Raw genomic sequence first — 11,787 nt, 5'->3', positions numbered from 1 at the left:
GGCAGGCGAGCCATGTTAGCGCGTTTTGCCGTGCTGTGGATACCGTCCGGCCGCGGCATACCGCCGGGGCGGCGAGAAAAAAGCCTCCGCTCGGGACCGGCCCGGACGGAGGCTGTTCTCTGCAATACCCGAAAGCACCCACGCCAGTCGGCTTAGAGCTTACTTCTGCGCGGTGACCTTGGTTTCCATGTTCACCACCTGCACGCGCCGGTTGGCTTCAGCGAGCGGCTGGGCCGGATCCTTCAGCTTGCTCTTGCCGTAGCCGACGGTGACGAGGTCGCTGCCGTTGATGCCGTATTTGTCGACCAGATACTTCTTGATCGAGTCGGCACGGCGCTCGGACAGGCTCTGATTATACTCCTCGCCGCCCGCCGCATCGGTGTGACCGGCAACAACGAAGGTCGAGCCCTTCAGCTCGGCATTGGACAGTGCGCGGCCCAGCGCCTGCACCGAGGGGATCGACTTGGCGCTGATGTCGGCCGAGTTGTAGTCGAAGGTGATCTCCAGATCGATCTTCGGCTTGTCCTGGACGATGGCGGCGATTTCCTCGCGCTCGGTTCGCGACAGCGAACGGGTGGTGCGGCCACGGACGCTGGTGACCAATTTGGCTTCGGCGGGGTTGGCGGCCGGCTCGGCCGACCCGCCGACCGACAGGCCGCGGGTGAGCGGCTTCTTGGTCGGGGTCAGGGCCCTCAAGATCTGGTCTTCGGTCACCTCGTCGGCGGCCAGTGCCGCGCCGATTCCAAAGGACAATGCCGTGCCAACGGTCAAAATCGCGGCGAATGCGGTTAGATTCCTGGTTCCTGAAAACTTTGCCATTGCCAGTCCCTCCTGCGCTGCCCGCGCGGTTCCAATCAGCTTACCAAATGGACGGCCGGACCTGATCGGTCGCGGCGTTGATTCTCATTAGTCTCCGGCGCCTGCCCGGGGTTCGAAGGCGGCGCCGCCTCCAAACGCGTCACTGCACCCCGTAATCCGCGAATTCCTTGACAATATTCGGGTCCATCGCCTTGGCGTTAGCTATATCCAGGTCGCCCTCGGCAATCGAGCCGTTTCTCCGCTTGGCGAGCCCCCGTCCATATAGCGAGGAGGTCAGACGGGGATTGATCCGCAGCGCGGCATCGAAATCGGCAATGGCATTCTTGGTCTGGCCGCTCTTGAGATTAAGCAGGCCGCGGCTGTCCAGCGCGTCGACGAAGTTCGGCCGCAGCCGCAGCGCCTCGTTGCAATCCCTCAGCGCCGCCTGGAGGTCGCCGATCACGGTCCGGGCCCAGCAGCGGTTGTTATAGGCCTCGACGTCCTTCGGGTTCAGGCGCAGCGAATTGTTGAAATCCTTGATCGCGAGATCATAGGCGCCCTTGCTGGCATAGACCTGACCGCGTCGGTACAGCGCTGCCGAATCGTCCGGATTGTCGTTGAGCTTGGCGGTCAGGCTCTTGATGGTCGGGTCGTCAGACAACGCGTTTTCGGTCCTTGCCGGCTGCTGCGGCGGCGGGGGAGGCGGGATATTGACCTCGATCTGCTTCGGCGGCGGCGGTACTTCGACCGGCGGCGGGATGCTTGCCTGCTGCTTGCCCGGAGGCGGCGGGGTCACCGTTTGCTGCACCGGGGGTGGCAACGGCGGCGGGCTCTTGGCCTGCGTCGACGGGGTCGAGGGCCGCGAGCCGCCGGGAATGAAGGAAAAATCCTCCGCCAGCGAGGACGAAATCCACGGCACCTGCTCGCTGCGCGAGGCGCGCGTGACGCCGACCCGGGTGCGGTTCAGCGTTTCCTCGGCCGTCAGGTCGGGGACGCGGATTTCCTTGAGCAGTTCCCGCACGAACAGGCTGCGGTCGCCGCCACTGTCGGCAACCACGGAAGACAGAGCCGCCGAATACATCACCAGCGTGCCGTTCGGCGCGATGACCGGTGCAAGCCCGGCGGAGAAGCTGCGGAACCGGCGTTCGAACGGGTTGCGCCTGGAGGCATCGATCAGTGCGATCTTGACGCCTGCTCCGCGGCTGTTGATCTCGCCCAGCACCTTCTCGAGGCTGAAGCCGTCGCGGCGCACGTCGGGCTCGGTCCAGATCTGGGCGTCCACCGGAATCATGTAGCTCTGACGGCCGGACTCGATGCCGAAGCCGGAGAAGAACAGCAGCACGATCGAGCCGGGCTTGATCTTGCCGTACAGGCGGTCAAAGGCGCGGCGCATCTGCTCGGCGGTCAGGTTTTCGCCGGTCTCGACGGCAAAGCCGTCGCGCTTCAGTTCGTCGGCGACGTCGCGGGCGTCATTGATCGGCTCGCGCAGCGGCGCCTCGGCGTCGGGATATTTTGCATTGCCGATGACGAGGGCCAGGCGCTCGCCGGCAGCCAGCGACGGCACGGCCGAGGCGACCGAGAGGAGCAGTGAAAGAAGCAATACGCGGATTTTCATAGCGGCGGCGGTCCAGCCCAATAGGCGCCGATCCAGCTTGCGCCGCGGCGACCTTACTTGACGAAAAGCGCATTATCAAACCCGCCTTGCAGACCGTCAACCGATTGCCGCTTCACCGTTAATTGCGACAATTCACCGCTACGAAATATTGCGAGCGGGCCGGAATAAATCCCGGCTGGTGCGCGCAGGGGGCGCGCGATGCGGTTCCCGGCCCGATAGTCCTGCCAAATCAATGTGATTGGCCTCACATTGCAGCCCTCGCGGGCACACGCCTGACATGCGCGGCTGCGGTTTGACCTTTGCCTGTCACGATGGCTTGGTGCGGGCGGTCCGACCGTCAAGCAATCAAAAAGCCAAGCCTCAAAAAGCAATAGCCATGGGAAACGCCTACGAAATCTACGCGCTGCGCTACGCCACCATGTCGCCGCGTACCCCCCAGATGAATTTCCTCGCTCCCGATCCGCATGACACCACCGCGCAGGATCTCGATTATTTCGTCTGGCTGATCCGCGGCGGCGGCCGCGACATCCTGGTCGATACCGGCTTCAACGCGGAGGAGGCGAAGTCGCGCGCCCGCAAGCTGACGCTCAATCCGGTCGACGCGCTCGCCAATTTCGGCGTCAGGGCTGAAGCGATCAGGGACGTCATCGTCACCCATCTGCATTACGATCACGCCGGCAATCTCGACCGCTTCCCCAATGCGCGGTTTCATCTGCAGGACCGCGAGATGAGCTATGCGACCGGGCGCTGCATGTGCAACGGCATGCTGCGGCATCCGTTCTCGGTCGAACACGTCACGCTGATGGTGCGCCATGTCTATGGCGAGCGCGTCACCTTCCATTCCGGCGACGGCGAGATCGCACCGGGCGTGACCGTGCATCGCGTCGGCGGCCATTCCGACGGGTTGCAGGTGGTGCGGGTCGAGACCGCGCGCGGCCCGGTGGTGCTGGCGTCGGACGCCGCGCACTACTACGCGAACCTGCAGAAGCGCAGCCCGTTCCCGATCGTCTACAATGTCGGCGACATGGCGCAGGGATGGGAAATCGTCGAGCGGCTTGCCGGCCATCCGGACCGCTTCATTCCCGGCCACGATCCGATCGTCAGCGAGATCTATCCGCGCGCCAGCGACAAGGTCGATGCCTTTGCGCTGCATCTGGCCCCATCGCGATCCTTTGCGAAATAGGTTTCCGGGAAAATGACCGAGTACAAGACCATCGGCTTCATCGGCCTTGGCGTGATGGGCGAGCCGATCTGCCGCAATGTCGTCAAGAAAAGCGGCCGCCGCGTGCTGGCCTTCGATCTTTCCGCCGAGCCGCTGGCACGGCTGCGCGGCGAGGGCGCGGAGGTCGCGGCCTCCGTCGCCGACGTGCTGAAGCAAAGCGATCTGGTGTTCCTCTGCCTGCCCAGCGCCAGGCATGTGCGCGCGGTGTTCGAGGGCGACGGCATCCTGAAAAATGTCCGCGCCGGCCAGGTCGTCGTCGATCTCGGTACCTCGTCGGTGAGCCAGACCCGCGATTTTGCTCGCCAGTTGGCGGCGAAGGGCGCTTCCTGGGCGGATGCGCCGATTGCGCGCACGCGGCAGGCGGCGCAGGACGGTACGCTGAGCGTCATGGTCGGCACGACGGCCGCGCTCTATGCGGCGATCGAGCCCCTGATCCGCTGCTTTGCCACCGACGTCACCCATTGCGGGGACGTCGGCGCCGGGCAGGTGACGAAGATCCTCAACAACATGGTGCTGTTCGAGACCGTCAACGCGCTCGCCGAGGCCGTTGCAGTCGCCCGGCGCAACGGCGTCGATGCAAAACTGCTGCTGGAGACGCTGTCAAAGGGCTCGGCCGACAGCTTTGCGCTGCGCAACCATGGCATGAAGGCGATCTTGCCCGGCGTGTTTCCGGAGCGCGCGTTCTCTACGGAGTATGCGCTGAAGGATCTTTCCTACGCGCTGGAGCTGGCGAGCGATGCCGGGTTGAAGATTCGCGGGGCGGAGCTCGTGGGCACGATCCTGCAGGAAGCGATCGATGCAGGATCGGGCGACAATTATTTCCCTGTGATCGCGAAGCACCTTGGTGAGAGCAAGGGCAGCTGAATCCATTCGGAGACGCCCCATGATCACGCGCTTTGCCGGTCTTACACCTACCCGCAGCCGTGCGGTCGCCCACGACGATCTCGTTTTCACCGTGGCGGTCGCTCCCGATCCAGTCAGTCCCTCGATGTACGAACAGAGCGTGAAGGCGCTCGCCCGCATCGACGAAAGCCTGGCGCTGTGCGGTACGGACAAGAGCAGGATCCTCTCGGCCATCGTCTATATCGCCGACATCGAGCGCAAGGCCGAGATGAACCGCGCCTGGGATGAGTGGGTCGATCGCAAGAATCCGCCGATGCGCGCCTGCATCGGCGTCGAGCTCGAGCCGCCGCACATCGTGGAGATCGTGGTGACGGCCGTGAAGTAGGCCGCTCAGTACGCCTCCTTGGCGTCGGCTTCCTCGCTGGTCTGCACCAGATTGAGGCCGTTCTCCAGCTTGCCCAGCAGCGTCGCCAGGTCGCGGCGCTCCTGCGCCGACAGGCAGGCCAGGATCTCCTGCTCGCGCTGCAACAGGCGCGGCAACAGCTCCTCATACAGCGCGCGGCCCTTGCGGGTCAGGCGCAGGCGGAATTCGCGTCGGTCGTTCTCGTTCTCGACGCGTTCGATGAACTGGCGCTTCATCAGCGCCGTCACCGCGCGGCTGATGGTCGACTTGTGCGTCCGCGTGCATTCCGCGACATATTGCGCGCTGCAGGCGTCCTTGCGGAAGCCTAGCGTGGCCATCACCCGCCAGGCGGGGATGTCGAGCCCGTAGCGGTCCTGGTATTCGACGGCGAGCGCGCTGGAGACCTCGGCCGCCAGCCGGTTGAGGCGGAACGGCACGAATTTGAACAGGTCGAGCCGCTGACTCTTCCTCGCCGCCGCGTCCTCGCGGGGCGGGGCCGCCAGCTCGCCCGACACTGCCTTTGCCGGGGACTTTGCCAAGGACCTTGCCAAGGATCGCTCCAATTTGAGTTGACGGCGGGCCGCGGATTAAGATAGTTGCATATGAGACTAATTACCAGTGCCACCGACTGTTGGCCAGAGCAAATCCATGCCGCACAGCAAAGTCCAGTTCGGATACCGCAGGCATCCCGACCAGGATCGGCCCGCCGCGACCCCGGCCGAACATGCGGTGGTGGTGGTCGGCGCGGGTCCTGTCGGCCTGTCGCTGGCGATCGATCTGGCCCAGCGCGGGCAAAAGGTGGTGCTGCTGGATGACGCCGACCGCATCGGCGAAGGGTCGCGCGCGATCTGCTTCTCGAAGCGCGCGCTGGAATACTGGGACCGGCTCGGCGTCGCCGACCGCATGGTCGAGAAGGGTGTGGTGTGGAGCGTCGGCAGGATCTTTCACGGCGCGTCCCTGCTCTACCAGTTCAACCTGCTACCGGAGGAGGGCCACAAGCGGCCGGCCTTCATCAACCTGCAGCAATATTATGCCGAAGCCTATCTGGTCGACCGTATCGCGCAATTGCCCGACGTCGATCTGCGCTGGCGCAACAAGGTGAGCGCGCTCGAGCGGCGGAATGATTACGTCGCGCTCACGATCGATACGCCCGAAGGGCCCTACAAGCTGCACGCGCAATATCTGATCGCCTGCGACGGCGCGCGATCCTCGCTGCGGCAGATGGTCGGCGCGGAGTTTTCCGGCCAGGTGTTCGAGGACCAGTTCCTGATCGCCGACGTCAAGATGACGGCCGCGTTCCCTACCGAACGCTGGTTCTGGTTCGATCCGCCGTTCCACGCCGGCCGCTCGGCGCTCTTGCACAAGCAGCCCGACGACGTCTGGCGCATCGACCTGCAGCTCAGTCCGGACGCCGATCCGGCGGTCGAGAAGAAGCCGGAAAACGTGGCGCCGCGGATCGCGCGCATGCTCGGCCACGAGAACTTCGATTTCGAGTGGATATCGCTCTACAAGTTCCAATGCCGGCGGATGGACCGTTTCCTCCATGGCCGCGTCATCTTCGCCGGCGATTCCGCACACCAGGTCTCGCCGTTCGGCGCGCGCGGCGCCAATTCCGGGCTGGAGGACGCCGAGAACATCGCCTGGAAGCTCGATCGCGTGCTGCGCGGGACTTCGCCGGAAAGCCTGCTCGAGACCTATGACACCGAGCGAAGTGCTGCGGCGGACGAGAACATCCGCGAGTCCACCCGCGCCACCGATTTCATGGCGCCGGTGACGAGCCAGGAAGCGCGGCTGCGCAAGGCGGTGCTGTCGCTTGCAAGGGAAACCGAATTCGGCAAGCGCATGGTCAATGGCGGCCGGCTGTCCCTGCCTTCGGTCTACGAGACGCCGCTGTCCACGGCCGATACCGACAATTGGCGCGGCGGTCCGCGGCCGGGAACTTCGATGCCGGATGCGCCGGTTTCCGACCGCACGGGCAATCCGATGTTCCTCACCGAGGCCTTCATGCGCAAGGGAACGCGCTTCACGTTGCTGACGTTCGGCAATGGCAAGGTCGTCGATGCGCCGGAAGGCCTTGGCACCATCCGCGTCGGTGGCGAGGATGGATTGATCGATGCGTCCGGTTTGGCCGGCCAGCGCTATGACGCCGAAGGCGGCGCGACTTACCTGCTGCGGCCGGACGGCTACGTCGCCGCCCGCTTCCGTCACCCGACGCGCCCGGCGATCGAGGCCGCGCTGGCGCGCGCCTGCGGGCTCAATTGAGGTTTCCACAATGCCGCTGTCGACCAGTTCGAACTTCGCCAGGCCCGACGACGCCTTCCGCGCGGTTGTCGAGGCGCATCGCGGTTTGAGCGAAGCCGAGAGCGCCGATCTCGACGCGGCGCTGGTGCTGGTGCTCGCCAACCACATCGGCGACATCGAGGTCCTGCGCGAAGCGATCGCGCTGGCAAAACGGCGCATGCTTGATGCAGACCAGCAGCAACAACAGCAACAACAATAACAACCGCAACAACAATAACGGCTCAAGGGAATTTGTCGCAATGGCTACCGTCAGTTTCGCATCCACCGGGGATCTCGCGGAGAAGAAAGTCACCTTCTCGGAGATCGGTCCCGATCTCTACGCCTTCACCGCCGAGGGCGATCCGAACTCGGCCGTGATCGTCGGCGACGACGGCTGCCTGGTGTTCGATGCGCAGGCAACTCCTGCAATGGCGAACAAGGTGATCGAACGGGTGCGCACTGTCACCGACAAGCCGATCAAATATGTCGTGCTGTCCCATTACCACGCCGTGCGCGTGCTGGGAGCCTCCGCCTACAAGGCGCAGGGCATTGTCGCATCGCAAGAGACTTATCGCCTGATCCAGGAGCGCGGCCAGCAGGACTGGGACTCCGAGTACGGCCGTTTCCCGCGCCTGTTCCAGGACGCGAAAAGCATTCCCGGCCTGACATGGCCGACGCTGACCTTCGAGACCGACATGACCATCTATCTCGGCAAGCGCGAGGTGCGGCTGATGTCGCTCGGGGCCGGCCACACCTCCGGCGATATCGTCGCCTGGGTGCCGGATGCCGAGGTGATGCTGTCGGGCGACCTGATCGAGTATCACTCCGCCTGCTATTGCGGTGACGCCTACTTGCGCGAATGGCCGGCGACGCTGAACGAGATCCGCGCCTTCAATCCCAAGGCGATTGCGCCGGGCCGCGGCGACGCGCTGAAGGGTGTTGCTACCGTGCGCGATGCCATCGCCATGACCCGCGACTTCGTCACGACGCTCTACGGTGCAGCCGAGACCTCGGTCGCACGGGGGCGCACCTTGAAGGAATCGATGGCGGCGACGCGTGAGGTGATGGATCCGAAATTCTCGAGCTTCGCCATCTATGAACATTGCCTGCCGTTCAACGTCTCGCGCGCGTTCGACGAGGCCTCGGGCATCGACGAGCCCGTGATCTGGACTGATGCGCGCGACCGCGAAATGTGGGCCGCCCTGCAAGGAGGAGGATAGACATGAACATCAATACCTCGCCTGACACCATCAGCCGCAGCTCGGCGCAGATCGCGCCCGGCTACATGTCCGGCTTCGGCAACAGCTTCGAGACCGAGGCGCTGCCCGGCGCGCTGCCGCTGGGGCGCAACTCGCCGCAGCGTTGCGCCTACGGGCTCTATGCCGAGCAGCTTTCCGGCTCGCCCTTTACCGCGCCGCGCGGCTCCAACGAGCGCTCCTGGCTCTACCGCATCCGCCCGTCGGTGAAACATTCCGGCCGCTTCACCAAGGTCGATATGGGCTTCTGGCGCACTGCGCCCTGCCACGAATACGATTTGCCGATCGCGCAGCTGCGCTGGGATCCGCCGCCGCTGCCCAAGGCCGACGTCACATTCCTGCAGGGCGTGTACACCATGACCACCGCGGGCGACGCCAATACCCAAGGCGGCATGGCGGCGCACATGTACCTGATCACCAAATCGATGGTGGAGCAGAATTTCTACAATGCCGACGGCGAGCTGATGTTCGTGCCGCAACAGGGCAACCTCCGCCTCGTCACCGAATTCGGCCGCATCGACATCGAGCCGGGCGAGATCGCGGTGATTCCCCGCGGCGTGAAATTCCGCGTGGAAATCCCCGGCGGGCCGGCGCGCGGCTATCTCTGCGAGAATTACGGCGGCGCCTTCACGCTGCCGGAGCGTGGCCCGATCGGCGCCAATTGCCTCGCCAATTCGCGCGACTTCCTGACGCCGGTGGCCGCCTATGAGGACAAGGACACGCCGACCGAGCTTTTCGTGAAGTGGGGCGGCTCGCTGTTTCGGACCGAGCTGCCGCATTCGCCGATCGACGTCGTCGCCTGGCACGGCAATTACGCGCCCTACAAATACGACCTGCGCACCTTCTCGCCGGTCGGCGCGATCGGCTTCGATCATCCCGATCCCTCGATCTTCACAGTGCTGACCTCGCCGTCGGAGACCGCGGGCACGGCGAATATCGATTTCGTGATCTTCCCGGAGCGCTGGATGGTGGCGGACAACACCTTCCGTCCGCCGTGGTACCACATGAACATCATGAGCGAGTTCATGGGGCTGATCTACGGCGTCTACGACGCGCGGCCGCAAGGCTTTGTCCCCGGCGGCGCATCCCTGCACAATTGCATGCTGCCGCATGGCCCCGACCGCCAGGCGTTCGATCACGCCAGCAATGGCGAATTGAAGCCGGTGAAGCTGACGGGCACCATGGCCTTCATGTTCGAGACGCGCTTTGCCCAGCGCGTGACCGAATACGCGGCAAGGTCGTCCACGCTGCAGGACGACTACTCGGATTGCTGGAAGGGACTCGAAAAGCGCTTCGATCCTGGCAGGCCGTAGGTCGCACCCCTCTACCACTCGTCATGCCCGGGCTTGTCCCGGGCATCCACGTCTTGAGACAAGAAGAAAGTCGTGGCGGCCGGGTCAAGCCCGGCCATGACGACGCTCTAGCCGGAGGAAGCCTTGCCCCACCCCAACGATCCCAAACTCCGCTCCTTCATTCCCGTCGACCCCGCCTCCGACTTCCCGATCCAGAACCTGCCCTACGGCGTGTTCTCCGCGAAGGACGGTCTCGCCCCGCGGGTGGGCGTCGCGATCGGCGACCATGTGCTCGATATCTGGCAACTGGCGCAGGATTGCCGCATCGATGTCGTCGAGCCGAGCGTATTTGCTGCTGCAACGTTGAATCCGTTCATGGCGCTGGGTCCGAAAGTCTGGTCGAAGACGCGGGCGCGTATCAGCGAATTGCTGCGCCACGACCATCCGGAGCTGCGCGACAATGACAGGCTGCGCAAGCGTGTGCTGGTGCCGATGGCGGATGTGAAACTGCATCTGCCGATCGCGGTGTCCGGCTATACCGATTTCTATTCGTCGAAAGAGCACGCCACCAATGTCGGCGTCATGTTCCGCGGCAAGGACAATGCGCTGCAGCCGAACTGGCTGCACATGCCGATCGGTTATAATGGCCGCGCTTCCACCGTCGTCGTCAGCGGCACCCGGGTGAAGCGACCGCGCGGGCAACTCAAGCCGCCGAACGTGGATGCACCGAGCTTCGGGCCATGCAAGCGGCTCGACTTCGAGCTGGAGATGGGTGTCGTCGTCGGCCAGGCCTCGAAGATGGGCGAGATGCTGACCGAGGCGCAGGCCGAGGAGATGATCTTCGGCTTCACCATCCTCAACGACTGGAGCGCGCGTGACATCCAGCAATGGGAATATGTGCCGCTTGGCCCGTTCCAGGCCAAGGCGTTCGCGACATCGATCAGCCCCTGGATCGTGACGCGCGAGGCGCTGGAGCCGTTCCGCCTGCAAGGGCCGAAGCAGGAGCCGGAGCCACTGGCTTATCTGAAACAGGCGCGGCCGAACAATTACGATCTCGAACTCGACGTCGCCCTGCGTGCCAGCGGCATGAACGAGGCGAAGAGCATCTGCCGCACCAATTTTAAATACATGTACTGGTCGTCGGTTCAGCAGCTCGTGCACCATGCCTCCTCCGGCTGCGCCATGAATGTCGGCGATCTCCTCGGCAGCGGCACGATCTCAGGTCCCGAGAAGAACCAGCGCGGCAGCCTGCTCGAGATCAGCTGGAACGGCACCGAACCGGTGGAGCTGGCAGCCGGCGTCACGCGTTCGTTTCTCGAAGACGGCGATTCGCTCGTGATGCGCGGCTGGTGCCAGGGCGACGGCTACCGCGTCGGCTTCGGCGAGGTCGAGGGGACGATCGTGGCGGCCTAATGTCATTCCGGGGCGATGCGAAGCATCGAACCCGGAATTTCGAGATTCCGGGTCTGGTCCTTCGGACCATCCCGGAATGACGATGTCGAGTCCTCAGCGATCCTGAGGCGCGATGTCCTTGACCCGGGCGGAATGCGCCGCGATGTCCTCGATACTGTACTTCAGATGCACGCGCTTGTCGGACGGCGGCTGTTTCACCGCGCAGACGCCGGGGCGCCATTCCTTCGAGGGGCGGATCGGGCGCGGCACGAAACCGCCGCCGCAATTCGGGCAGACGTTGCCGAGCTTGTTCTCCGCGCAATCGGCACAGAAGGTGCACTCATAGGAGCAGATGCGCGCGTCGGTGGCCGATGGCGGCAGATCCTTGTCGCAATATTCGCAGTTCGGGCGAAGTTGCAGGGCCATGATCGTCTCGTTCGGATTCGGTTTGCGTGGAATGATTGCAGACGAACGGGGAAACTCGAATGCCGGATTTCCCTCGATTTCAGCCAAGGGCGTTGCTCTTTCTTCTCCCTCTCCCCGTGCTTGCGCAGGGCTGTCCGGGGAATGATTCACTATGTCGCGGTGCATGCCCGGCGCGACCGAGGCAAATCGGTCATTTCTGGTTGTCGAGACACAGAAGGCCGAGCATGCGATTTCGCGATAGCATTTTCAGTAAGCTGCTT

Annotated in this window: 12 protein-coding genes; 8 read left to right on the top strand and 4 right to left on the bottom strand. The window is 64.2% G+C overall.

All coding sequences use genetic code 11. The annotated features are described in order from the left end of the window. Positions 1 to 159: 159 nt before the first annotated feature. Together HZB49_RS14555 and HZB49_RS14550 are read right to left on the bottom strand one after the other, a co-directional pair. Positions 160 to 819: an OmpA family protein gene (locus tag HZB49_RS14555; protein WP_291612488.1), complete on the bottom strand. Its 660-nt coding sequence runs from the start codon at positions 817 to 819 to the stop codon at positions 160 to 162. A gap of 139 nt (positions 820 to 958) precedes the next feature. Continuing rightward, entirely contained in the window at positions 959 to 2,413 is a 1,455-nt protein-coding gene (locus tag HZB49_RS14550; protein WP_291612486.1) for a caspase family protein, read from the bottom strand. A 376-nt stretch (positions 2,414 to 2,789) separates the two neighbouring features. On the opposite strand from HZB49_RS14550, the gene HZB49_RS14545 reads away from it, so the two are divergent. The 3 genes from HZB49_RS14545 to HZB49_RS14535 are packed head-to-tail and all read left to right on the top strand — an operon-like array spanning position 2,790 to position 4,863. Beyond that, complete coding sequence (locus HZB49_RS14545) at positions 2,790 to 3,596, top strand: N-acyl homoserine lactonase family protein (RefSeq protein ID WP_291612485.1); 807 nt, start codon at positions 2,790 to 2,792, stop codon at positions 3,594 to 3,596. Between the two features lie 12 nt (positions 3,597 to 3,608). Continuing rightward, positions 3,609 to 4,499, top strand: a complete 891-nt coding sequence (locus tag HZB49_RS14540; RefSeq protein WP_291612483.1) for an NAD(P)-dependent oxidoreductase — start codon at positions 3,609 to 3,611, stop codon at positions 4,497 to 4,499. Positions 4,500 to 4,518: 19 nt separating this feature from the next. Then, complete coding sequence (locus HZB49_RS14535; RefSeq protein WP_291612482.1) at positions 4,519 to 4,863, top strand: RidA family protein; 345 nt, start codon at positions 4,519 to 4,521, stop codon at positions 4,861 to 4,863. A gap of 5 nt (positions 4,864 to 4,868) precedes the next feature. Here HZB49_RS14535 and HZB49_RS14530 read toward each other — a convergent pair whose 3' ends face one another. Then, positions 4,869 to 5,384: a MarR family transcriptional regulator gene (locus HZB49_RS14530; protein WP_291612787.1), complete on the bottom strand. Its 516-nt coding sequence runs from the start codon at positions 5,382 to 5,384 to the stop codon at positions 4,869 to 4,871. Between the two features lie 145 nt (positions 5,385 to 5,529). Here HZB49_RS14530 and HZB49_RS14525 point away from each other — a divergent pair, with 145 nt between their 5' ends. The 5 genes from HZB49_RS14525 to fahA all read left to right on the top strand — a co-directional run bounded on the left by HZB49_RS14525 (position 5,530) and on the right by fahA (position 11,122). Beyond that, the gene (locus HZB49_RS14525) at positions 5,530 to 7,143 is read left to right on the top strand and encodes an FAD-dependent oxidoreductase (RefSeq protein ID WP_291612481.1); all 1,614 of its coding nucleotides are present in this window, start codon (positions 5,530 to 5,532) and stop codon (positions 7,141 to 7,143) included. Positions 7,144 to 7,153: 10 nt separating this feature from the next. After that, positions 7,154 to 7,381 (top strand): DUF2783 domain-containing protein, encoded by a 228-nt coding sequence (locus HZB49_RS14520; protein WP_291612480.1) that lies wholly within the window; start codon positions 7,154 to 7,156, stop codon positions 7,379 to 7,381. Between the two features lie 40 nt (positions 7,382 to 7,421). Further along, on the top strand, positions 7,422 to 8,381 hold the full coding sequence (locus tag HZB49_RS14515; protein WP_291612479.1) for an MBL fold metallo-hydrolase: 960 nt from the start codon (positions 7,422 to 7,424) through the stop codon (positions 8,379 to 8,381). 2 nt (positions 8,382 to 8,383) lie between these two features. Continuing rightward, positions 8,384 to 9,730, top strand: a complete 1,347-nt coding sequence (gene hmgA / locus HZB49_RS14510) for a homogentisate 1,2-dioxygenase (RefSeq protein ID WP_291612478.1) — start codon at positions 8,384 to 8,386, stop codon at positions 9,728 to 9,730. A gap of 123 nt (positions 9,731 to 9,853) precedes the next feature. Beyond that, entirely contained in the window at positions 9,854 to 11,122 is a 1,269-nt protein-coding gene (gene fahA, locus HZB49_RS14505; protein WP_291612477.1) for a fumarylacetoacetase, read from the top strand. A gap of 93 nt (positions 11,123 to 11,215) precedes the next feature. On the opposite strand, the gene HZB49_RS14500 is transcribed toward fahA, so the two are convergent. Beyond that, the gene (locus tag HZB49_RS14500) at positions 11,216 to 11,527 is read right to left on the bottom strand and encodes a DUF1272 domain-containing protein (RefSeq protein WP_291612476.1); all 312 of its coding nucleotides are present in this window, start codon (positions 11,525 to 11,527) and stop codon (positions 11,216 to 11,218) included. Positions 11,528 to 11,787 lie beyond the last annotated feature (260 nt).

This window comes from Bradyrhizobium sp., assembly GCF_016219575.1.
Taxonomy (GTDB): domain Bacteria; phylum Pseudomonadota; class Alphaproteobacteria; order Rhizobiales; family Xanthobacteraceae; genus Bradyrhizobium.
This window is presented reverse-complemented; position numbering and strand designations above follow the sequence as displayed.